This window comes from Comamonas testosteroni (assembly GCF_030505195.1).
GTDB classification, from domain to species: Bacteria; Pseudomonadota; Gammaproteobacteria; order Burkholderiales; family Burkholderiaceae_C; genus Comamonas; species Comamonas testosteroni_G.
Genome location: NZ_CP129672.1, coordinates 982432 through 1004965, shown reverse-complemented (window position 1 = coordinate 1004965; position 22534 = coordinate 982432). Strand labels below are relative to the sequence as shown.

Genomic DNA, 22534 nt, shown 5'->3' with positions numbered 1-22534 from the left:
CCCTGAGTCGCTTCGCGCCTTCCCTCTCAAAGGGGGCGATGCCCGCGCTGCGAGGTGACTCTTGCTTGGCATCTCTGACCGAGACTGCGTGCGCATCAAGCGCCGCAGCCTTGACGCAGGGAATGCCGCACAAGGATTTCTGATATGACAACCAACAAAATTCGCACCCGCTTTGCCCCTTCGCCCACGGGCTTCATTCATCTGGGCAATATTCGTTCGGCCCTCTACCCCTGGGCTTTTGCGCGCGCCAATGGCGGTGACTTCGTGCTGCGCATTGAAGACACCGATCTGGAGCGATCCACCCAGGCTTCCGTGGACGTGATCCTGGAAGGCATGGAATGGCTGCAGCTGGACCACGACGAAGGTCCGTTCTACCAGATGCAGCGCATGGACCGCTACAAGCAGGTGCTGGCCACGCTGCAGGAAAAGGGCTATGTCTACCACTGCTATATGAGCATGGAGGAGCTGGACGCGCTGCGTGAAAAGCAGATGGCCGCCAAGGAAAAGCCCCGCTACGACGGCACATGGCGCCCCGAAGAAGGCAAGGTGTTGCCAGCGATTCCTGAGGGCGTGAAGCCCGTGCTGCGCTTCAAGACTCCTCAGTCCGGCGTGGTGGCCTGGGAAGACAAGTGCAAGGGCCGTATCGAGTTCCAGAACTCCGAGCTCGACGATCTGGTGATTGCACGCCCTGACGGCACGCCCACGTACAACTTCTGCGTCTGCGTGGACGACATGGACATGAACATCACCCATGTCATCCGTGGCGACGACCATGTGAACAACACGCCGCGCCAGATTCACATCTTTGAGGCGCTGGGGGCCACCGTGCCGACCTTTGCCCATCTGCCCACCGTGCTCAACGAGCAAGGCGAGAAGATGAGCAAGCGCAACGGTGCCAAGGCCGTGACCCAGTACCGTGATGAAGGCTATCTGCCCGATGCCATGGTGAACTATCTGGCCCGTCTGGGCTGGAGCCACGGCGACGACGAAATCTTCAGTCGTGCCCAGTTCCTGGAGTGGTTCAACCTGGATCACCTGGGTCGCAGCGCCGGTCAGTTTGACGAAGCCAAGCTGCGCTGGGTCAATGCCCAGCATCTGAAGGCCATGGACGACGCCGAGCTGGCCCAGTTGGTCAAGCCCTTTGTCGTCAAGGCGGGTGTGGCCGAGAGCCTGATCGACGCCGATGACCGTCTGGTGCGCATTGTTGCCTTGTTCAAGGATCGTTGCGAGACCTTGGTGGATCTGGCCAACTGGGCCAAGGTCTTCTATGTGGACAGCGTGCAGCGCAATGCTGAAGACTATGCCAAGCATGTGAGCGAGGCGGCCACCCCCGTGCTCGATGCATTCGCTGCCGTGGTGGAAAACGTGGAATGGACCAAGGAAGCCATTGCGGCTGCGATCAAGGAGTTGCTCAAGGCGCAGGGTGTGAAGATGCCTGTGCTGGCTATGCCCGTACGCGTTCTGACGGTGGGCACAGCCCATACGCCCTCGGTCGATGCGGTGCTGGAATTGCTTGGACGTGAAAAAGTTATCGCGCGTTTGAAAAATCGCTAAAAACCTGTCTATAATTCGAGTCTCTGCAAAACGCGACTGATTAAAAGGTTGTCTTGCAGAAAAAGTTTTAGGGGGTATAGCTCAGCTGGGAGAGCGCTTGCATGGCATGCAAGAGGTCATCGGTTCGATCCCGTTTACCTCCACCAAAATTTTTGACGGCAAGTCGCAAGGCTTGAATCGTTCTAGGATTGACCCTATCGTCTAGAGGCCTAGGACATCACCCTTTCACGGTGAGTACCGGGGTTCGAATCCCCGTAGGGTCGCCAAGTTTGAAGCGCTTGCAGCTATACAATGGGTAGCAAAGCTTCCTGCCAGGAGTGGTAGTTCAGTTGGTTAGAATACCGGCCTGTCACGCCGGGGGTCGCGGGTTCGAGTCCCGTCCACTCCGCCAGTTTGGCTAGTCGCTTGATTAAAAAAGCGCCTTTATTTTCAGAAGGCGCTTTTTTAATCGGTGCGAAAGCAAAGATTCTAGGTTATGACCCTATCGTCTAGAGGCCTAGGACATCACCCTTTCACGGTGAGTACCGGGGTTCGAATCCCCGTAGGGTCGCCAAGTTTGAAGCGCTTGCAGCTATACAATGTATAGCAAAGCTTCCTGCCAGGAGTGGTAGTTCAGTTGGTTAGAATACCGGCCTGTCACGCCGGGGGTCGCGGGTTCGAGTCCCGTCCACTCCGCCACAGTTTTTTGGGGGTATAGCTCAGCTGGGAGAGCGCTTGCATGGCATGCAAGAGGTCATCGGTTCGATCCCGTTTACCTCCACCAAAATTTTTGACGGCAAGTCGCAAGACTTGAATCGTTCTAGGATTGACCCTATCGTCTAGAGGCCTAGGACATCACCCTTTCACGGTGAGTACCGGGGTTCGAATCCCCGTAGGGTCGCCAAGTTTGAAGCGCTTGCAGCTATACAATGGGTAGCAAAGCTTCCTGCCAGGAGTGGTAGTTCAGTTGGTTAGAATACCGGCCTGTCACGCCGGGGGTCGCGGGTTCGAGTCCCGTCCACTCCGCCACAGTTTTTGGGGGTATAGCTCAGCTGGGAGAGCGCTTGCATGGCATGCAAGAGGTCATCGGTTCGATCCCGTTTACCTCCACCAAAATTTTTGACGGCAAGTCGCAAGACTTGAATCGTTCTAGGATTGACCCTATCGTCTAGAGGCCTAGGACATCACCCTTTCACGGTGAGTACCGGGGTTCGAATCCCCGTAGGGTCGCCAAGTTTGAAGCGCTTGCAGCTATACAATGGGTAGCAAAGCTTCCTGCCAGGAGTGGTAGTTCAGTTGGTTAGAATACCGGCCTGTCACGCCGGGGGTCGCGGGTTCGAGTCCCGTCCACTCCGCCAGATTCAAAAAGCCGCAATCAAGCAATTGGTTGCGGCTTTTTTCTTGTCTGCGCACTCTGGCAGAACTGATGTGCTCCTGACTTTCTAGCAAGATACCCTTGCCATGCAAGTGCTATGGCAATACGCTATCGTTCACCCTTACAGATGTTGACAAAAGCTTTTCATGCGGGAACTTTTGCTGCCAATCGGTACACCATCTTTTCACCATTGGGTCTGCTTCCCAGTGACTGTCTCATCCCTTCATTGTTGTTCGTTTAACCACAGCTCCTTCGATCCATGCGCCCGGCGTCTTCCTTTCTGCTGTCGCTGCTGATGTTTGCCTCCATCATCGGAGTGCAACTCATTGCCATGTTGCCCTCAGGTTCGCAAGATGTAGTGGCAATGGCTCATGTACTCGACGCGCAGCCGCACGAATACGGTGTCGATGTGCTGCAGGAGTTCGAGGACGATGTGGAAGAAGATACGGTGGAGTTCTCCATTCACCGTCCGCATCGCACTGCCGAACTCAATCCGGCGCAAGATGATCGCAATGAATTGTTTGGCCCTCCCGAAGCGGTAGCTGTAGGTGTGGCCGATGTCCGGGTGCCTCCTCAGGGGCATGTGGTGCACCCGACTTATCCCTGGCCGGAAAGCATGTTGCGTCCGCCAAGTCTCGGCCTGCCGCTGGCAGGCTAGCTCCAGTTCAGCTGACGTCATCACGTCAGAACGTTTGCGCTGGGCTTTTTAGACCTCCGTTACCTGCCGCCCGTCATTCCGGCGCCTGCTGGCCTGGAAAGTGCTTGTCTGCTAGAGCATGGCTCTGAGACAGGTCTGGGGCGGCTTCACCTGCTCAGGTGTAACTGATTCTGCATCGCATGCGGCAGCTGCCGCATGTGCATGACAGTTTTCCGACTCCTTCCTCACTTTATCTGCCCTCAAGAAGGCAGCTGTGTTCTATGTTCAACAGATCGATAGTGCCGGCTTCTTTGCCGGCCAAGGCCAGTAAGAATTCTTCTGGCCATACTCCATTGCGGAGCCCCAAACGCGCGGCTGTGTTCGGCCTGTGTCTCGCCGCAGCTCTGGTTGCGAATGCTCAGACCAATGCCTATGGCACACAACAAGTCAGCAGCACCATTTCAGATCTGGTGCAGCCCAAGCTGACCCTCACGCAACTGGTGCAGACCGTGCTGGACAACAACCCTGAACTGCGTTCCGTTCAGCAGTCGAGCGTCACGGCTCAGGCGGCTGTGGTCAGCGCCGGTGCTCTGCCCAACCCCAAGCTGGAGTGGAGTCGCGGCGACAACAAGGCGCGTCTGGCATCGGCCACGCCCGGCAATGTGCAGACCATGGGGATCTCGGTTCCCATAGAAATGCCTTCCGTGCGTGCTGCACGTGTCGAGGCGGCGCAAGCCGGGCAGCGAGCATCCGTGCACCAGATTGCTGCATCGCGCAATGCGCTCGTGGCCCAGGTCAAGCTCAAGGCCTACGAGGTGGTCCTGCGACAGGCGCAGGCACAGGCCGCCTATGACGCCGTCAAGTTGCTGGAGCAGGCTCATGAGCGTGTACGCGTACGTGTTTCCAGCGGTGAAGCAGCTCGTTACGAAATCATCAAGGCCGATGCCGAACTGATCAACGCTCGTCAGCAGGAGCAGTCTGCCCGTTTGCTGGCTGAGCAATCCCAGCTCACGCTCAATCGTCTGGCTGCAGGCCAGTTGCCCAATCGCTTTGATCTGGCTCTGTCTCTGCAGGATCCGGTGGAGAAGGCGCAGTTGCAGAACATCAACTGGCAGTCCCATCCGGAGCTGCTGCAACTGCAGTCCGATGTGGACAAGGCCGAAGCGCAGAAAAATGGTGCCAAAGCCAGCCGTTGGCCAGGTCTTGAGCTGCGTTACGCGCAGACGCGTGAACCCGACATCCGCAATAACACCATCGGCGTGAGCATGCAGATTCCGCTGTTCGACCAGCGCCGCGGCCCCATTGATGAGGCCGCTTCGGAGGCCGAGCGTGCTCGCCTGCGCATGGAAGGTCGCAAGGCCGAGTTGGAGCAGCAAATGTTGCAGGCCTGGAAGGTCATGGAAATGGCGCAGGTACGCACCAAAGCGCTGAGCGAGGGTGCGGTGCGCGAGGCCGAGTCGGCCTTGCGCGTAGCAGAGGCGGCTTACCGCTTCGGCGAGCGCGGCATTCTGGATGTGCTGGATGCACAGCGCGTGCTGCGCACGGTGCGCGCCGATTTGCTTGAAGCCCGATACCAACTGCAATCCGCCCGGATTGAACTGGATTTTCTGGCTGGTCGCTATGCGCAGCCTTCCTCGCTTTGAGCTTTCAAAGTCAAGACCACGTTTTCGTATTTTTTGAATTCGCTTTATGTCTTCTCATCATCACTCCTGGACTGCGCGTCCCGCCTCACTGGTTCTGGCACTGGCGCTGGCCGGGCTGACAACATTGACCCTGACTGGCTGCGGCAAGGAGGGGCCGGCTGCTGCAGTTGCTGCAGCAGATATCAAGGCCGAGCTTGACCCCATGGAAGTGGTTGTCTCTGCCGAAATGGCAAGTAACTTCAAGACCGCTGCGCTAACGCAGGCCGAAGTTGCATCGGTGCAGGAAGTTGCCGGTCGCATTGAGGCCAACGAACGCAAGGTCACCCGCATCGGTGCGGCAGTGACAGGACGTGTGACCGAGGTGCTGGCCGAAACCGGCGATCGAGTCAAAGCGGGTCAGACTCTGGCTCGCGTCGCCAGCCCCGAGTTGACCACGGCTCAACTGGCCTATATGCGTGCCAGCGCCACGGCGACTCTGGCCGAGCGCTCCGTAGAGCGCGCACGTCAGCTGATTGCTGCCGATGTGATCGGCTCTGCAGAACTGCTGCGTCGCGAATCAGAAGTGCAGATTGCGCGCGCAGAGTTGAGGGCGGCAGGCGATCAGCTCAAGCTGATGGGCTTGTCCGCCGATGCGCTGAGCAGTTTGCGCGCCAAGGGCAGTGTTGCACCGAATGCCGCCATCACTGCTTCTGCTGCCGGTATCGTGATCGAGCGCCAGGTCAGCCAGGGTCAGGTTGCGCAGCCGGGGGACCCTCTGTTCACTGTGGCGGATCTCTCCAACGTCTGGGTGGTAGGCGCCTTGCCTGAGCAAATTGCACGCAGTGTGCAGACTGGCCAGAACGTCCAGATCGATGTGCCGGCGCTGGGGCTGAGCGTCGAGGAGACACCCATCTCGGGCAAGATCATCTACGTGGGTGACACAGTGTCCCCCGAAACCCGCACCGTGACCATTCGCACTCAGGTGGACAACAAGGATCTGGCGCTCAAGCCCCAGATGCTTGCCACCATGAAGATCCAGGGGGCCATGGAGAAGACTCTGGCGATCCCTGCACTGGCAGTGGTCCGCGAGAACGACAAGGACTACGTCTACGTCAAGAAGGCCGAAAACCACTACCGCCTGACTCCGGTGGAGCTGGGTGCGACCAGCGGTGGTCTGCGACCTGTGGTCAAGGGGGTGAGCGAAGGCACGCAGATCGTGGTCGAAGGTGCATTCCACCTGAACAATGAGCGCAAGCGCGCAGAACTGGAGTAAGCCCATGATTGCCTCCATGATTCGTGCCGCACTATCGCAGCGGCTGGTGGTGGTCGTGCTGGCGCTGGTGATGTGTGGCTTTGGCCTGCGTGCCGCCATGAATCTGTCGGTGGATGCCTTCCCCGATGTGACCAATGTGCAGGTTCAGGTTGCCACCGAAGCCCCTGGTCGTTCGCCCGAGGAGATCGAGCGTTTTGTGACCGTGCCTCTCGAAATCGCCATGACGGGATTGCCCGGGCTGGCGGAGATGCGCTCGCTCAACAAGAGCGGTCTGTCCATCATCACGCTGGTGTTTACCGATGCGACCGATGTGTACTTTGCCCGGCAACTGGTGACGGAGCGTCTGATCGAAGTCACGCCGCGCATGCCTGAAGGCATCGTACCGGTACTGGGGCCGGTATCCACTGGCCTGGGGGAGGTCTATCAGTACACGCTGGATCACCCCGATGATGGCAAGCGCGAGCTGACCCAGGCCGAGTTGACGGAGCGTCGCACCATTCAGGACTGGGTGGCGCGCCCGTTGCTGCGCTCCATTCCCGGTGTGGCTGAAATCAACTCCCAGGGGGGATATGTCAAGCAGTACCAGGTGCTGGTCGATCCTGCCCGTCTGCGTCACTACAACCTGAGTGTGCGTCAGGTGGTGCAAGCCGTGGCGGACAACAATGCCAATGCCAGCGGCGGCATCCTGCCGCAGGTGACTGAGCAGTATCTGATTCGCGGCGTGGGCATGATCCGTACGCTGGACGATATCGGCAACATCGTGCTCAAGGAGCAGGGAGGAGTGCCGGTCTATGTGCGTGATGTGGCCAAGGTGCAGATTGATGCCGAGGTGCGACAGGGTGCCATCATCAAGGGGGGCTATACCGAGGGCGTGTCCGGCATCGTGCTGATGATGCGTGGCGGCAATGCCAAGGAGGTCGTGACCCGCGTGAAGGAGCGTGTCGAGGAAATCAACTCCAAGGGCATGCTGCCCGGCGGCCTGCAGATCGTTCCCTATTACGACCGAACTGACCTGGTGGATTCGGCCCTGTGGACCGTGGGCAAGGTGCTGATTGAAGGTATCTTCCTGGTGGTGGTGGTGCTGTTCATCTTCCTGGGCGATGTGCGTTCCAGCCTGATCGTTGTGGCGACACTGATCATCACGCCGCTGACCACCTTCATCATGATGAACAAGTACGGCATTTCGGCCAACCTGATGTCCTTGGGGGGCTTGGCGATTGCCATTGGTCTGATGGTGGATGCCACCGTGGTGGTGGTTGAAAACGTATTCCACAAACTGGGGCAGGTGGGCAATTCGCGTGGTGAGCGTATTCGAACCGTGCTGTCGGCCACCGTGGAAGTCGCTACACCCACCATCTTCGGTATTGCCATCATCATCTTGGTGTTCCTGCCGCTGATGACGCTGCAAGGCATTGAAGGCAAGATGTTCGGCCCGCTGGCGCTGACCATCGCCATGGCTCTGGCGATCTCGCTGGCCGTGTCGCTGTTCCTGTCGCCCGTGCTGTGCTCCTACTTCCTCAAGGGCGGCGCCGATCACGATACCAAGCTGATTGGCTTCCTCAAGCGCCACTATCTGCGTTTGCTTGACGGTGCGACTGCACGCAATCGCCTGACGCTGGCCGTGGCCGTGGCTTTGCTGATCGGATCGCTGGGCCTGTTCCCGTTCCTGGGCAAGTCTTTCATGCCGACCATGAAAGAAGGTGCGCTGACACCGCAGATCAACCGCGTGCCCAGCATTTCCCTGGATGAATCCATTCGCATGGAAATGGCTGCCATGAAGGAGGTGGCGCAGGTGCCTGGCGTGAAGTCCGTGGTCTCCAAGCTGGGGCGTGGCGAATCGCCGGCCGATCCTGCTGGCCCCAATGAGTCTGACCCCATCGTGCTGCTGGACCCCGAATCCGAGCGTACCCAGGATGAGATCGACGAAGAGATTCGTCAGCGCCTGTCCAAGATTCCCGGCGTGCAGATTGTGCTGTCCCAGCCTATCTCCGAACGTGTGGATGAAATGGTGACCGGCGTGCGCTCGCAACTGGCTGTGAAGGTGTTCGGGGACGAGCTGGAAGAGCTCAAGGAAGTCTCCGAGCAGGTGGCGCGCATCCTAAAGAGCGTCTCCGGCAGTACGGACATCCGTATCGAGCGACTCTCGGGTCAGCAGGCTCTGACGGTGGATATCGACCGTAAGGCGATCGCCCGTCACGGCCTGAACGTTGCCGATGTGCAAAGTCTACTGGAGTCCGCTATTGGCGGCAGGGACGTGACGACCTTGTATGAGGGCGAGCGTCGTTACTCGGTCGTCGTGCGCTTCCCCGAGTCCTATCGTGGATCGCCCGAAGCCATTGGCGCAACTCTGCTGACCACGGCGGCTGGCGCGCAAGTGCCACTGAGCAGCCTGGCCAAGATCGAGCTGGTCGATGGCCCTGCGCAGATCAGCCGCGAAGGTGGCAAGCGCCGCGTGGTTGTGGGCGCGAACGTGGAAGGGCGTGACCTGGCTGGCTTTGTGGCTGAGGTCGAGCAGCGCCTGGGCAAGGAGGTGAAACTGCCCGAGGGCTATTACTTCAAGTTCGGTGGTCAGTTCGAAAACATGGAGCGCGCCATGGGCACGCTGCAGGTGATCGTGCCGCTGACCATCGTGGCCATCTTCTTCCTGTTGTTCCTGCTGTTCAACTCCATCAAGCTGGCAAGCCTGATCATTTTGGTGCTGCCCTTTGCTTCGATTGGCGGCCTGATCGGTCTGTTTGTCACGGGTGAATATGTGAGCGTGCCGGCATCGGTGGGCTTTATTGCCCTGTGGGGTATTGCTGTGCTGAACGGCGTGGTGCTTGTATCTAGCATTCGCCAACTGCGCCAGGATGGGATGGACGTGGCTGAAGCCGTGCGCGAAGGCTGTACTCAGCGCTTCCGCCCTGTGATGATGACCGCAACCGTGGCTTTGCTGGGCTTGGTGCCATTCCTGTTTGCGACAGGTCCCGGCTCCGAGGTTCAGCGTCCCTTGGCTATTGTGGTGATCGGTGGTTTGATTACTTCGACTTTGTTGACGCTGGTGGTGTTGCCCACGCTGTACCGCTGGTTTGACGATAAGCCGACCGAAGCTTGATTTGAGAAAGGAGTGATCCGATGACGATGAAAGAAATCCGCGCCATCGTGCGTCCCAGCCGTCTGGAGCGTCTACGAACCGAGCTGCGTGCGATTCCGAATTTTCCCGGCGTGACGATTTTCAAGGCCGAGGGCTTTACGGCCCCCGCGGCAGTGGACAAGCGTACGGTCAAGGATGAGCTGACCGACTTTTCGGACAAGCTCATGGTCTGCGTAATTGTGGAAGAGTCCATGGTGGAGCCGATTCGTGCAGCAATCGTCGCGGCCTGCCGCACCGGGCAGATTGGCGACGGTCTGGTCTGGACGGTGGATATCGGCGAGATGCATCGCATCCGTGACGGCGGTGCCGTGAGCTGATGCAGGCTTGGCACTGAAAGAAAAGGGATGCGTTCTGCATCCCTTTTCTTATGCTTTCGACAAAATCTCGGAAGTTAGGGAAAACTGGCGAAAACCCTGTGCTACAATTTTCGCATTGCAGCAGAGAAACACTGTTTCATTGCTTCAGGGGGGGTATAGCTCAGCTGGGAGAGCGCTTGCATGGCATGCAAGAGGTCATCGGTTCGATCCCGTTTACCTCCACCAAAATTTTTGACGGCAAGTCGCAAGACTTGAATCGTTCTAGGATTGACCCTATCGTCTAGAGGCCTAGGACATCACCCTTTCACGGTGAGTACCGGGGTTCGAATCCCCGTAGGGTCGCCAAGTTTGAAGCGCTTGAAGCTATACAATGTGTAGCAAAGCTTCCTGCCAGGAGTGGTAGTTCAGTTGGTTAGAATACCGGCCTGTCACGCCGGGGGTCGCGGGTTCGAGTCCCGTCCACTCCGCCAGATTCAAAAAGCCGCAATGAAGCAATTGATTGCGGCTTTTTCTTTGCCCGGGATCCGGAGAAAAGGCCTTACGGCAAGGCCTTTGATTTATCCGTTATTTCGGGGCCATGCGAATGGCGCCGTCCAGGCGGATGACTTCACCATTGAGCATGTCGTTTTCCAGGATCTGCTTGACCAGCTTGGCGTAGTCCTCGGGCTTGCCCAGGCGACTGGGGAAGGGGACGCTGGCGGCCAGTGCATCCTGAACTTCCTGCGGCATGGTGAAAAGCATGGGGGTGCCGAAGATGCCGGGAGCAATCGTCATATTGCGAATGCCGCTGCGAGCCAGGTCGCGAGCAATGGGCAGCGTCATGCCGACCACGCCGCCCTTGGATGCAGAGTAGGCTGCCTGTCCGATCTGGCCGTCATAGGCAGCGACGCTGGCGGTGGAAATCAGAACGCCGCGCTCGCCGGTGGGCTCTGGTTCATTCTTGCTCATGGCGTCCGCCGCCAGGCGAATCATGTTGAAAGTGCCGACCAGGTTGACCATGATGGTCTTGGTATAGACGGCCAGGCTGTGCGGGCCGTTCTTGCCTACGGTTTTCTCGGCCGGTGCAATGCCGGCGCAGTTGATCAGGCCGACGAGTTTGCCCAGAGTGGTGGCTTTGGCGACCACAGCCTGACCGTCGGCCTCATTGCTGACATCGCAGCGCAGATAGACTCCGCCGATTTCGCTGGCCACGGCCTCGCCGCGCTCTGCATTCATGTCGGCAATTACGACCTTTCCGCCGTTGGCGGCCAGCATGCGCGCCGTGCCTTCACCCAAGCCCGAAGCGCCGCCGGTCACGATGAATACGCGATCCTGAATCTGCATGAACTATCTCCTTGTTCGATGTCTATTGACGTAAACGTCAATTATGCACAGGGCGGAGGAGTTGGAGACCTGAGGAAAGCGCGCATAAAAAAAAGCCCAATCGGAAAGATTGGGCTTTGAAGGGATCCATGAAACGGGGGTTTCAGGAGGATCCAAGGAGACAACTTGCGCAAGGTCGGCATCCACATCAATGCATGCTGACCTGACATGCTGGCAATTATAGGGTAAACACCTAGTTTTTGCCAAGCATGTCAATAACCATGTGCTTAACGCTTGGCAGTGGTTGTGGCCTTGACAGCTTCGGTTGCTGTCTTGGTGGCCGCGTTGAAATTGGCTTCGGCCATGTCGGAGGCTTGCTTCACCGCCTTTTGCACGGACTCAAAAGCGTTGTTGGCGGCAGAGACTGCGCTCTTGACCATGGCCACAGCGGATTCGGAGCCGGCAGGCGCATTCTTGGTGGAGTTGTCCAGCAGGGCGTTGAAACTCTTGCGAGCTTCGGTGGATTGCACTTCCAGAGCCTTGTTGAATTCGCCGGCAGTGTTGCTGGCGATGTCATACAGATGGCGGCTGTAGGAAGCAGTCTTCTCGGCCAGAGGCTGGAACAGGCCGGCTTGCAGAGTCAGCAGTTCCTGGGCGTCCTTGACGCTGAGCACGGCTTGGGTGTGCTGGGCAGCTTCGGTCAAGGCGGCGCGCGAAGCGGTGACGTTCAGTTCAACCAGCTTTTCCACGCCTTCGAAGGCTTTGCTGGTCAGGCCGAACAGCGTCTCGAAGTGGGCTTTTTGTGCGCTCAGGATTTGGTCAGGGGTCAGGCTCATGGCAATTCTCCAAAATTACGGATCTAACAAAGGGATCGGACCGGAGGAAACTTCTGCCCTGACATGGCCGCTAGCTCTGAGCTAGTTTTATGTTGCAGTGCAGCATGGGTGCATTGTGGAAGAGAATTTGCAGCAATGCAAGCATTAATTTGTTGCGTTGCAGCAAAAAAATTAATGACTCCTTGTTTTCGATAAGTATCTGATTTTTAAAAACTTTGTTATGTCTGATAACTGACAAAAAATGCATGGCTGTGCTTTTTGCTGCGCTGCGTCATGCGTTGGCGAGCGGTGACTTCCAGGCCCTGTCGCGGTGGTGCTGGCGGCGCCTGGGCAGCTCTGCACAATGGCTGCATGACCGCATCGTTATCTCATGGCAAACCTCTGCGCGCCCAGCCACAGGCGCGTGACTCCTATCCCGTGTTTCGTGAAATCAGCACCCGCTGGTCAGACAACGATGTCTACGGCCATGTGAACAACGTCATCTACTACAGCTGGTTTGATACCGCGGTCAATGCGTATCTGATAGAGCAGGGCGCGTTGGATATCCATGCAGGGCAGACGATTGGCCTGGTGATAGAGACCCATTGCAATTACTTCGCCTCGCTGGCTTTCCCGCAAACCGTGGAAGCGGGTATTCGTGTGGCCCATCTGGGCAGCTCCAGCGTGCGCTACGAAGTGGGTCTGTTTGCCAAGGGCGCGAGCCAGTCGGCTGCAGCAGGGCATTTTGTGCACGTCTATGTCGACAGACAGACGCGTCGGCCTGTGCCTTTGCCAGAGCCCTTACGCATGGCACTGCAGCCACTGCTGCGCGCAAAGCTGGCTGATCAATAAAAATTGATAGCTTATTGCTTATGCATATCAAGGGTTTAACGCTGATTTCAGTGTTAAACATAGTGGCAATTCCGAAGCCGGCATTTGCAAGAAGCGCTTAGAGGCAGTGAGTGCGGTGCAGGGTGTGGAATCGCCTACACTCGTCAGTCTCTGTTGAGGCCGGCTTAGTCTGTGTTTTGAGCCAGCCTTGTTCCATGACTGAACGGACCGCCAGGCCCACCGTCGTCCATGATCATCACCAGTCTGCTAGACACCGACCTGTACAAATTCACGATGATGCAGGTGGTGCTGCATCAGTTTCCGGGCGCGCAGGTCGAGTACCGCTTCAAATGCCGCAACCCCGGCGTGCAGCTGGCTCCGTACGTCAATGAAATCCGCGAAGAGATCCGTTCTCTGTGCAAGCTGCGCTTTCAGGATGCCGAGCTGGCCTATCTGAGTTCGCTGCGCTTCATCAAGAGCGATTTTGTCGATTTCCTGAGTCTGTTCCAGCTCAACGACAAATACATCACGGTCACGCCCCTGGCCAGCGGCGAGATCGACATCACCATCCAGGGTCCTTGGCTGCACACCATCTTGTTCGAGATCCCGGTGCTGGCCATCGTCAACGAGGTGTATTTCCGCAATACCCAGCCTGTGCCCAACTTCCTGGAAGGACGCAAGCGCCTGGACGAGAAGATCGAGCTGCTGCAGGCGCCCGGCCTTGAGTCGCTCAAGATTGCCGATTACGGCACCCGCAGGCGCTTTTCCAGGGCCTGGCATGAAGAGGTGCTGCGGGTACTTTGCGCCAGGCTGGGTCACTCGGGGGCGGCGCGCGTCAACGGTCAGCGCAAGGGACAGTTGGCGGGCACCAGCAATGTGCTGTATGCGATGAAGCTGGGCCTGATCCCGCTGGGAACCTTGGCCCATGAATATCTGCAGGCCTGCCAGTCCCTGGGACCGCGCCTGCGCGACAGCCAGATCTTCGGCTTCGAGTCCTGGGCGCGCGAGTACCGGGGCGATCTGGGTATTGCGCTGTCCGACGTTTATGGCATGTCGGCTTTTCTGCGTGATTTCGATCTGTACTTCTGCAAGCTGTTTGACGGTGCGCGCCATGACAGCGGTGACCCGTTTGACTGGGGTGAGCGCCTGATTGCGCATTACAAGGCTAACAAGATCGATCCGTTGAGCAAGGTGCTGATCTTCAGCGATGGGCTGACCATCCCTAAAACCATCGGGCTGTTCGAACGCTTCAACGGTCGCTGCCAGTTGGCTTTTGGCATCGGCACCAATTTGACCAACGATCTGGGCAATCCCCCCGAGCATGTGCCCTTGCAGATCGTGATCAAGATGACGCGCTGCAACGGCCAGCCCGTGGCAAAGCTATCGGACACGCCGGGCAAGAGCATGTGTGACGATGAAAAATACCTGGCCTATCTGCGCCAAGTGTTCAGCATTGCACCGCCGGAGCCGGTTTCGCTGGCATAGAAATCAAAGAATCATTGGCGGGAGTTGTGCCTATTGCAGGGCATAGAGCAGAGAGGATGGGCGTTTGAACAGCAAATCTTGTATGAAAGTCGCAGCTGCCACGCTGCTGACGCTGGCAGCGGCCACCGCGCAGGCCGCAGACATTGACGGTGCAGCCATGTCCGTGGCCTGGGGCCTGCCATTTGTGGGTATGCTGCTGTCGATTGCGCTGATGCCCTTGCTGTCGCCGCAATTCTGGCATCACCATTTCGGCAAGGTCACCGCCGGCTGGGCGCTGGCCTTCCTGCTGCCTTTTGCGCTGGTCTACGGCTTGGGCGCGGCGGGCGTGAATCTGGTGCATGCCTTGCTGGCCGAGTATCTGCCGTTCGTGGTCCTGCTGACCGCCTTGTACACGGTGGCTGGCGGCATCTATGTGCGTGGCAATCTGCGCGGTTCGCCGGGGCTGAACACCGCCATCCTGGCCATCGGTGCTGTGCTGGCCAGCTTCATGGGCACGACAGGGGCTTCCATGCTGCTGATCCGTCCGCTGCTGCGCGCCAACGACAACCGTCGTCATCAGGCCCATGTGGTGGTGTTCTTCATCTTTATCGTCTCCAACGCCGGGGGCGCACTGACGCCATTAGGCGATCCGCCGCTGTTTCTGGGCTTTCTGAAGGGGGTGGATTTCTTCTGGACCGTGCGCCATATCTGGGGCTCCATGCTGTTTCTCACGCTGGCGCTGCTCGCCGTTTTTTATGCGATAGACCGCAAGCTGATGGGGGAAAAGGGTGAGACCGATCTGCCCGATCCGACGCCCAGCATGGACGTGACCGGAGCACCAAGTCGTCTGGGCTTTGATGGCCGTGTGAATTTTGCTCTGCTGGCAGTGGTGGTGGCGCTAGTGCTGGTCAGCGGCATCTGGCGCACTCCTGTGGGTATCGAGATCGCCGGGACGCATGTGGGCCTGCCTGGTCTTGTGCGCGATCTGGGTTTGCTGGCCGTGGTTGTGCTTTCGCTCAAGCTCACACCCGCCCGTGTGCATCAGGCCAATGAGTTCGGCTGGGGGCCCATGCAGGAAGTGGCCAAGCTGTTTGCAGGTATTTTCCTGACCATCATTCCCGTCATCGCCATGCTCAAGGCCGGTGTCGATGGCCCGTTCGGCGCCGTGGTGCGAGCAGTTACCAATGCCGATGGCACGCCCAACCCGGCCATGTATTTCTGGGCTACGGGTCTGCTGTCCTCCTTCCTGGACAACGCGCCGACCTATTTGGTGTTCTTCAATACCGCTGGTGGCGACCCCGGGCATCTGATGACCGATATGGCGCTGACGCTGACCGCCATTTCTGCTGGTGCCGTGTTCATGGGGGCGAACACATATATTGGCAATGCGCCTAACCTCATGGTGAAGGCGATTGCCGAAGATCGTGGCGTGAAGATGCCGGGCTTTTTTGGCTACATGATCTGGTCGGTCTGCGTGCTGGTGCCGCTGCTGGTTTTGATTACCTGGATTTGGTTCCTGTAAGCCGCGCAAGGCTGTCCGGACTGCGGTGCGCCGCCATCATGCATAACTTGAAGAGGAAACTACGATGAGCAACAAGCCTCGCATTCTGATCGCCCGTGCCATTTCACCCGAGGTGGTGCAACGGCTGCAGCAGCACTTTGAAGTGCAGTCCAATCAGGACGATGTGGTCTGGTCTCCGATGGAGCTGGCGCAGCAGTTGCAGGGCAAGGATGGCGTGCTGACCACGGGTTCGCAGCGCATCGATGCCGAGTTGCTGGCCGCCTGTCCGCAGCTCAAGATCGTGGCCAATATGGCGGTGGGCTACAACAACTTCGACGTGCACGCGATGACGGCCGCAGGCGTGCAGGGCACGAATGCCCCCGATGTGCTGACCGAGACCACGGCCGATTTCGGCTTTGCCCTGCTGATGGCCACGGCCCGCCGCATTACCGAGAGCGAGCACTATCTGCGTGCCGGGCTCTGGAAGGACTGGCATTACGACCTGTTTGCCGGTGCCGAGGTGCATGGCAGCACGCTTGGCATCCTGGGTATGGGCCGCATCGGTCAGGCGATTGCGCGTCGTGCGGCTTACGGCTTTGGCATGGAGGTGATCTATCACAACCGCTCGCGTCTGGATGCGGCGCTGGAAGCCGAGTGCAAGGCTGGCTATGTCGGCAAGCAGGAGCTGCTCGAACGTGCAGACCACCTGATGCTGGTGCTGCCATTCACCCCCGAGAACCGCCACACCATCGGCGCGGCAGAAATTGCCCGGATGAAGCCCACGGCCACGCTGATCAATATTGCACGCGGCGGCATCGTGGATGATGCGGCTCTGGCCCAGGCGCTGAAAGACCGGCGCATTGCCGCAGCGGGGCTGGATGTGTTCGAGGGCGAGCCAGCCGTGCATCCCGATCTGCTGACCGTGCCGAATGTGGTGCTGACCCCCCATATAGCCAGCGCCACCAAGGGCACGCGCACGGCCATGGCGGCGCTGGCGGCAGACAATCTGATCTCCTTCTTTGCAGGCAAGGGGCCGCTGACACCCGTCAATCAGCTTGTCTGATGCGCCTCCATTAGGTCAGCTCTCGTCACATCAGTTTGAGGGCGGATGTGTGATCTGAGCGCTTTTTCGGCTTTGATAATTTCTGCCCGTCTGGCGCTTTGGCGCTCAGCGGGCTTTTCTTATTTCAATCGAGACAGCAATGCCTTTTATCCGCACCAGCGTCCACAAGGACACCACGCCCGCCCAGCGTCAGGCCATCGTCAACGGGATTCATCAGGCCTTGATCGATGGCATCGGCATGCCTGCCGACGAGTTGTTCAACATGGTTGATGACTATGACGAGCAGAAGTTCTTCTTCAGCCGCACCTTCAACGGCTACCAGCGCTCGGGCCGTGTGGTGGTGGTGGAGATCACCATGCGCCGTGGCCGCAGCGACGCCATGAAGCGTGCCCTCTACGCCAATATCGCCGCCAATCTGGAAAAAGAGGCGGGCGTGTCACCCAGCGATGTGTTCATCTTCACGCACGAAAACGACTACTCCGACTGGTCGGTGGGCGGCGGCAAGTTCGCCATGGCCATTGCCCAGCAGGTCGGCACCGACGCCTGATTCTTGCGTCAACCGGTTGCAGCCTCGCTGTCGCCAAGTCTGCAACCGGAAGCTGCACTTTTGACAGCATTGAATTTTTCGTGGCTCTGAGGACTGATAATTTGCCTGCGCGCTAGTGCTTGCAAACTTCAGTCTGCAATGCCATTCGCGAAATTTCAATGCAAAACAGCCTGTAGCGCTTTACTGAAAAGCGCTCCTAGCTATGAAAAAAAGAGTGCGAAAGGCGTGGCAAGACAGTGACTACGTGGTGGCTTGGGTTGGCGGCAGTGGCCGTATTGATGGTGGCCCTGCTCCTGGTGCTGCTGTGGCGGCTGCAGGGGTTGCGCCGTCAGACGGAGCTTGCTCTTGGCCCTGATGCTTTGAGGCTGCAAGCCCAGTTGCAGCAGGGATTGCAGGCGCTGGATGTCAGGCTGCAGCAGCTCGAGCGCAGCAGCCAGAGTACGCAGATGACGGTGGCCAAGAGCGATGGCGCCCTGGATCGAGTCACTCAGCATGTACAGACCCAGTTGGCCCAGGCCCAGCAAGATGCATTGTCCGCCAGACGCGAGCAGGCGGCGGCGCTGGCATCCTTTCGTGAAGAAGTTGCCCAGCTTGCGCAGCGGCTGACGGGCGACAGCCAGCAAGCCCGCGCGGCACTGGCCCAAAGCAGTGCAGAGCAGGCAGTCCATGTCCAGCAGCGCTTCGAGGCCCTGGCCGAGACGACGCGCGGCACGCTGGACTCGCTCAAGGGCGATATCCAGCAGCAGCTCACGCATATGAGTACCAATATGGGGGCTGCGCTCAAGGATCAGCTGGGCAGCAATGGCGAGCAACTGCGCCATCAGTTTGCCGTGCTGCAGGATGCGGTGAGCCAGCAGCTGGGTGCCCTGGCACAGGGCCAGCAGACCACGGCGGAGCAACTGCGCGCAACGCTCAACGAACGACTGGCCACGATTCAGAGCGACAACGCCCTCAAGCTCGACGAGATGCGCCGAACCGTCGATGAAAAGTTGCATGCCACGCTGGAGCAGCGTCTGGGCGAGTCCTTCAAGCTGGTCAGCGACCGGCTGGAGCAGGTGCACAAGGGGCTGGGCGAGATGCAGACTCTGGCGGGCAGCGTGGGCGACCTCAAGCGTGTGATGACCAATGTGAAGTCACGCGGCACCTGGGGCGAGCTGCAACTGGGCAGCATCATCGACAATGTGCTCACGCCCGAGCAGTACGCGAAAAACGTCAAGGCCGTGCCTGACAGCGATGAGTTGGTCGAGTTCGCCATCCGGCTGCCGGGGCGCAACGACGAGCAGCCCGTATGGTTGCCTATCGACGCTAAATATCCGGTCGAGCATTACCAGCGCCTGCAGGATGCGCAGGACAGCGCAGATCGTGTGGGCATTGTCGCGGCGGGCAATGCCTTCGAGAGCTCGATTCGCGGCGAAGCCAGAAAGATTGCGAGCAAGTACATCGCGCCGCCCCACACCACGGACTTTGCCGTCATGTATCTGCCCAGCGAAGGCCTGTTTGCCGAGGTGCTGCGCCGCCCGGGGCTGGTCGAGGCGCTGCAGAACGAGCATCGCATCGTGGTTACCGGTCCCGCGAATCTGGCCGCCATGCTCAGCAGCCTGCAGATGGGCTTCAAGACGCTGGCAATCGAGAAGCGCTCCTCTGAAGTCTGGGGCGTTCTCGGTCAGGTCAAGACCGAGTTCGGCAAGTTCGGCGAGGTGGTGGAGGCCACGCGCAAGTCCATCGATGCCGCTGCGCGCAAGTTTGATCAGGTGGGTGTGCGCACGCGCGCCATTCAGCGCCATTTGCGCAATGTGCAGGAGCTGCCGAATGGGGCGGGGCAGGAGCAGCCCCTGTTTCCGGTCGCATCGCCTGGTGGTGATCAGACAGCCAGCGAGGACGACGAATGAATGCGGCCCTGCTGCGCCTGATCCTCGCGCAAATCTGTATTCATGGCACCATGACCGGAATGCGCATGGCCACGCCGCTGCTGGCGCTCAAGCAGGGGTACAGCGCGGCCGCGGTCGGCATGCTGCTGGCACTGTTTGCACTGACCCAGGTGTTTCTGTCGCTGCCTGCGGGGCGCTATGCGGATCGTCACGGGCTCAAGCGTCCGCTCATCATCAGTGTGGCGGCCGCATGTTCCGGAGCAGGAGTGGCTGTGTTGTTCCCGCTTTATCCGGTGCTGTGCCTGAGCGCGCTGCTGACGGGCGGTGCAGCCGGCATGGCACTGATCGCCTTGCAGCGCCATGTGGGGCGCATGGCGCACAACAAGGACGAGCTGCGCAAGGTCTTCAGCTGGCTGGCGATTGGCCCGGCCATTTCCAACTTTCTGGGGCCGTTTGCGGCCGGGTTGCTGATCGACTACGCAGGCGGTGAAGCGGCCAGTACCACAGGCTTCAGGGCCGCCTTCCTGCTGCTGACCCTGATGCCTCTGGCGGCCTGGTTCTGGGCAAGAACGGTGCAGGAGCTACCGGCTCAGCAGACCGAAGGTGCGAGTCAGAAAGCCGCGGCCTGGGATCTGGTTCAGAACCGGGGCTTCAGGCGCTTGCTGCTGTTGAACTGGGCGCTTTCCTCTTGCTGGGATGTGCACACCTTTGTCGTGCCCATTCTGGGGCATGAGCGCGGGCTGCCTGCCTCGGTGATCGGCAGCATCCTGGGTGCTTTTGCGATTGCTGCGGCCGTGATCCGCATGCTGATGCCTATCATCACGCGCCATCTGACCGAATCGCAAGTGGTGCTGGGTGCCATGGTTGCCGCCTGCGCCTTGTTCATCGCCTATCCCTTCATGCCTGGTGCCTGGAGCATGGGTGCCTGTTCGGTCTTGCTGGGCGTGGTGCTGGGGTCGGTGCAGCCCATGGTGATGAGCATGATTCATCAGATCACGCCACCCGAGCGCCATGGCGAGGCGCTGGGATTGCGCATGATGGCCATCAACGGCTCCAGCGTGCTGATGCCGGTGCTGTTCGGCTCGCTGGGCACGGTGGTCGGAGTCTCGGCCCTGTTCTGGGCAGTGGGGGGGCTGGTCGCAGTGTCCTCGCGCCTGCCCTGGCTGATCGGCAAGCAGGATATGCCCACGGATGAGTGGAAGGTACATTAGTCAGCCCGGCAGCATGCATGAAAAAGAGCGCCCTGGGCGCTCTTTTTGTCTTACAGCTCTTCGACCCTGCGTGCCGGGTAGCTGTCCCAGCTCTGGCAGCCGGGGCAGTGCCAGAAATGGGTGCGAGCTTCAAAGCCGCAGGCTGCACAGCGGTAGCGGGTCAGGGGCTTGGCGGCATGGTTCAGTGCCTTCTGCACGGTGGCATGGTACTGCTCTTCGGTCAGTGTCTCGCCTTCCAGCCATTGGGCGGCAGCCACCAGGGAAGACTCATGCTCCAGATGTTGCACCAGGCGCTGGCGGCCGGGGGCTTCAGCATCCCCGCTTTTCTGATCGACAGCGACCAGTGCTTGCAGCAGGTCCAGTGATGGAGCTTGTTCATAGTGCTTGAGCAACAGATTGTGTGCCTCGCTCAGCGCACCCGTTGCCTCAGCCACTTCCACCAGCAGGCTGGCCGCCAGAGGCAGGGCTGCGGGGCTGTTCTGTGCCAGAGCCTGAAGGCTTGACAAAGCCTGTGCAGACTGGCCCTGTCGATGCTGGAGCTGGGCCAGCTCCAGCCTGGGGCGCGGAGCTTGCGGCGCAGTCTCCAGAGCCAGCCTGAGCTGCGCAAAAGCCTTGTCGAGCTGGCCTTGGGCCACCTGAGATTGAGCGTCTTCACAGAGGTAGTGGGCCAGCCGGGTGCTGAAGTCCCCTTGGCCGGCGGCCTGCATTTTGCGCACGATGGCCGCTGCCTGGGCCCAGTCGCGCGAGCGCTCGTAGATGGCCAGCAGTGCCAGGCGCGCCTCGCCCTCGTACTGCGTGCCTTCCAGGCGGTTCAGCGCCTCTTCTGCGCGATCCAGCAGCCCGGCCTTGAGAAAGTCCTGTGCCAGTGCATGCTGGGCACGGTCCCGGTCGGGGCGTGTGAGGTCGGCTCGGCTGAGCAGATGTTCGTGGACGCGTACCGCGCGGTTGTATTCACCGCGTCGGCGAAACAGATTGCCCAGTGCAAAGTGCAGCTCGGTCGTGTCGGGGTCGTTCTGTACGGCCTCGATAAAGGCATCGATGGCCTTGTCCTGCTGCTCGTTGAGCAGAAAGTTCAGGCCTTTGAAGTACGCCTTGGGAGCCTGGCGGTTGTCGGCACGCACCTGGCGCAAATCCCAGCGGGAAGCCAGCCAGCCCAGCACAAAGGCCGCAGGCAGGCCCAGCAAAATCCAAGTCAGATTAAATTCCATGCACGTCGCCCGGCGCAATGATCGAAGAAGAGTTCTGTTCCTTCACCGCAGGCGCTGCACTGGTGGCGTTGTCTGCGGTGTTCGGTGCCTGTTGCGTGGCCTGAGCCTCGCGCGCTGCGCTGCGATGCTTGAGCCAGCGCGGCACCATGCCAAGCACTCCGACAAAAAGACCCAGCGCAAAAGCCGCCAGAACCACCAGTACCAGAGGTGCGGTCCAGGCCGTGCCAAAGAAGAAATGCACGGTGGCGTCTTGCTGGTTGTTGAGCGCGAATGCGAACAGAGTGAAAAAAATGGCTGCCTTGAGCAGCCACAGCAGGTATTTCATGCTTCCCTTTATGCGCCTTGTGTGACGGGAAGATTTTAGGCCAGCCTATGCGCGGACTGGCAAACGGACGGCATGGTCAGTCCTGAGGTGGCTGACGGTGCCCATGGACTTCAGGCGGTCTGCGGCTGCTGGGCAGCGGAGTCTTCGGCCTTGAGATTGTCCACGGCTTCGCGCAGGGCCTTGCCGGGCTTGAAATGAGGAACGCGCTTGGAGGGAACCTGAACGGACTCGCCGGAGCGGGGGTTGCGGCCTATGCGGGGCTGGCGGTGATTGATGGCAAAGCTGCCAAAGCCGCGAATTTCAATGCGGTGACCGCGCACCAGGGCATCACTGACGGCATCCAGAATGGTTTTGACGGCCTGCTCGGCATCACGTTGGTTGAGTTGGCCAAATTGGGCGGCAAGTTCTTCGACGAGATCGGATCGGGTCATCGGGTGGCAGAGGCTCTAGGTTGAAAACAACAACGGGCGCACAGGGCGCCCGTTGTCTTTGACGCTTAGCGGTCAGTC

At 59.4% G+C, this 22534-nt stretch carries 18 protein-coding genes and 14 tRNA genes; 27 read left to right on the top strand and 5 right to left on the bottom strand.

Translation table 11 applies throughout. The features are described 5' to 3' along the window. Positions 1–144: 144 nt before the first annotated feature. The 20 genes from gltX (at position 145) to QYQ99_RS04525 (ending at position 10360) form a co-directional block, all read left to right on the top strand. Positions 145–1554, top strand: coding sequence for a glutamate--tRNA ligase (gltX, locus tag QYQ99_RS04620; protein ID WP_302091615.1), 1410 nt, complete (start codon positions 145–147; stop codon positions 1552–1554). Between the two features lie 70 nt (positions 1555–1624). Further along, positions 1625–1700, top strand: a tRNA-Ala gene (locus QYQ99_RS04615). 44 nt (positions 1701–1744) lie between these two features. Then, positions 1745–1820, top strand: a tRNA-Glu gene (locus QYQ99_RS04610). 48 nt (positions 1821–1868) lie between these two features. Continuing rightward, positions 1869–1945: transfer RNA gene (locus tag QYQ99_RS04605), tRNA-Asp, on the top strand. Positions 1946–2031: 86 nt separating this feature from the next. Further along, positions 2032–2107, top strand: a tRNA-Glu gene (locus tag QYQ99_RS04600). A 48-nt stretch (positions 2108–2155) separates the two neighbouring features. Then, positions 2156–2232: transfer RNA gene (locus QYQ99_RS04595), tRNA-Asp, on the top strand. Between the two features lie 9 nt (positions 2233–2241). Further along, positions 2242–2317: transfer RNA gene (locus QYQ99_RS04590), tRNA-Ala, on the top strand. 44 nt (positions 2318–2361) lie between these two features. Beyond that, positions 2362–2437, top strand: a tRNA-Glu gene (locus QYQ99_RS04585). Positions 2438–2485: 48 nt separating this feature from the next. Further along, positions 2486–2562 (top strand) — tRNA-Asp (locus QYQ99_RS04580). A gap of 8 nt (positions 2563–2570) precedes the next feature. Further along, a tRNA-Ala gene (locus QYQ99_RS04575) sits at positions 2571–2646 on the top strand. Between the two features lie 44 nt (positions 2647–2690). Next, positions 2691–2766, top strand: a tRNA-Glu gene (locus QYQ99_RS04570). Between the two features lie 48 nt (positions 2767–2814). After that, positions 2815–2891, top strand: a tRNA-Asp gene (locus QYQ99_RS04565). Positions 2892–3272: 381 nt separating this feature from the next. Continuing rightward, positions 3273–3566 (top strand): hypothetical protein, encoded by a 294-nt coding sequence (locus tag QYQ99_RS04560; RefSeq protein ID WP_302091614.1) that lies wholly within the window; start codon positions 3273–3275, stop codon positions 3564–3566. A 332-nt stretch (positions 3567–3898) separates the two neighbouring features. Next, positions 3899–5188 (top strand): TolC family protein, encoded by a 1290-nt coding sequence (locus tag QYQ99_RS04555; protein ID WP_302091613.1) that lies wholly within the window; start codon positions 3899–3901, stop codon positions 5186–5188. Positions 5189–5234: 46 nt separating this feature from the next. After that, entirely contained in the window at positions 5235–6440 is a 1206-nt protein-coding gene (locus QYQ99_RS04550) for an efflux RND transporter periplasmic adaptor subunit (protein WP_302091612.1), read from the top strand. Positions 6441–6444: 4 nt separating this feature from the next. Further along, the gene (locus tag QYQ99_RS04545) at positions 6445–9534 is read left to right on the top strand and encodes an efflux RND transporter permease subunit (protein ID WP_302091611.1); all 3090 of its coding nucleotides are present in this window, start codon (positions 6445–6447) and stop codon (positions 9532–9534) included. A gap of 20 nt (positions 9535–9554) precedes the next feature. Further along, entirely contained in the window at positions 9555–9890 is a 336-nt protein-coding gene (locus QYQ99_RS04540) for a P-II family nitrogen regulator (RefSeq protein WP_302091610.1), read from the top strand. Positions 9891–10039: 149 nt separating this feature from the next. Next, a tRNA-Ala gene (locus QYQ99_RS04535) sits at positions 10040–10115 on the top strand. Between the two features lie 44 nt (positions 10116–10159). Further along, positions 10160–10235: transfer RNA gene (locus QYQ99_RS04530), tRNA-Glu, on the top strand. A 48-nt stretch (positions 10236–10283) separates the two neighbouring features. Then, positions 10284–10360, top strand: a tRNA-Asp gene (locus QYQ99_RS04525). 94 nt (positions 10361–10454) lie between these two features. Here the strand turns inward: QYQ99_RS04525 and QYQ99_RS04520 are convergent. Together QYQ99_RS04520 and QYQ99_RS04515 are read right to left on the bottom strand one after the other, a co-directional pair. Continuing rightward, positions 10455–11213: a 3-hydroxyacyl-CoA dehydrogenase gene (locus tag QYQ99_RS04520; protein WP_302091609.1), complete on the bottom strand. Its 759-nt coding sequence runs from the start codon at positions 11211–11213 to the stop codon at positions 10455–10457. 266 nt (positions 11214–11479) lie between these two features. Then, positions 11480–12028: a phasin family protein gene (locus QYQ99_RS04515; protein WP_003076988.1), complete on the bottom strand. Its 549-nt coding sequence runs from the start codon at positions 12026–12028 to the stop codon at positions 11480–11482. Positions 12029–12379: 351 nt separating this feature from the next. Between QYQ99_RS04515 and QYQ99_RS04510 the strand changes: the two genes are divergently transcribed. From QYQ99_RS04510 to QYQ99_RS04480, 7 genes are all read left to right on the top strand, one after another. Further along, complete coding sequence (locus QYQ99_RS04510; protein WP_302091608.1) at positions 12380–12859, top strand: acyl-CoA thioesterase; 480 nt, start codon at positions 12380–12382, stop codon at positions 12857–12859. A 228-nt stretch (positions 12860–13087) separates the two neighbouring features. Then, positions 13088–14323, top strand: coding sequence for a nicotinate phosphoribosyltransferase (pncB, locus tag QYQ99_RS04505; protein WP_302091607.1), 1236 nt, complete (start codon positions 13088–13090; stop codon positions 14321–14323). A gap of 82 nt (positions 14324–14405) precedes the next feature. Then, positions 14406–15824: a sodium:proton antiporter gene (locus QYQ99_RS04500; RefSeq protein ID WP_302091606.1), complete on the top strand. Its 1419-nt coding sequence runs from the start codon at positions 14406–14408 to the stop codon at positions 15822–15824. A 64-nt stretch (positions 15825–15888) separates the two neighbouring features. Next, positions 15889–16866, top strand: a complete 978-nt coding sequence (locus QYQ99_RS04495; RefSeq protein ID WP_302091605.1) for a 2-hydroxyacid dehydrogenase — start codon at positions 15889–15891, stop codon at positions 16864–16866. Positions 16867–17005: 139 nt separating this feature from the next. Further along, positions 17006–17413: a tautomerase family protein gene (locus QYQ99_RS04490; protein WP_302091604.1), complete on the top strand. Its 408-nt coding sequence runs from the start codon at positions 17006–17008 to the stop codon at positions 17411–17413. Positions 17414–17691: 278 nt separating this feature from the next. Further along, positions 17692–19302 (top strand): DNA recombination protein RmuC, encoded by a 1611-nt coding sequence (gene rmuC, locus QYQ99_RS04485; RefSeq protein ID WP_302093112.1) that lies wholly within the window; start codon positions 17692–17694, stop codon positions 19300–19302. Further along, the gene (locus tag QYQ99_RS04480; protein WP_302091603.1) at positions 19299–20492 is read left to right on the top strand and encodes an MFS transporter; all 1194 of its coding nucleotides are present in this window, start codon (positions 19299–19301) and stop codon (positions 20490–20492) included. The genes rmuC and QYQ99_RS04480 overlap by 4 nt, the downstream gene beginning before the upstream one ends. Positions 20493–20542: 50 nt before the next feature. On the opposite strand, the gene lapB is transcribed toward QYQ99_RS04480, so the two are convergent. The 3 genes from lapB to QYQ99_RS04465 form a co-directional block, all read right to left on the bottom strand. Beyond that, positions 20543–21700 carry a lipopolysaccharide assembly protein LapB gene (lapB, locus tag QYQ99_RS04475; RefSeq protein ID WP_302091602.1) on the bottom strand — a complete coding sequence of 386 codons (1158 nt, stop codon included), beginning with the start codon at positions 21698–21700 and terminating at the stop codon, positions 20543–20545. Continuing rightward, positions 21690–22025: a LapA family protein gene (locus QYQ99_RS04470; protein WP_302091601.1), complete on the bottom strand. Its 336-nt coding sequence runs from the start codon at positions 22023–22025 to the stop codon at positions 21690–21692. The genes lapB and QYQ99_RS04470 overlap by 11 nt, the downstream gene beginning before the upstream one ends. Before the next feature lie 110 nt (positions 22026–22135). Next, positions 22136–22456 (bottom strand): integration host factor subunit beta, encoded by a 321-nt coding sequence (locus QYQ99_RS04465; RefSeq protein WP_003077008.1) that lies wholly within the window; start codon positions 22454–22456, stop codon positions 22136–22138. Positions 22457–22534: the final 78 nt, after the last annotated feature.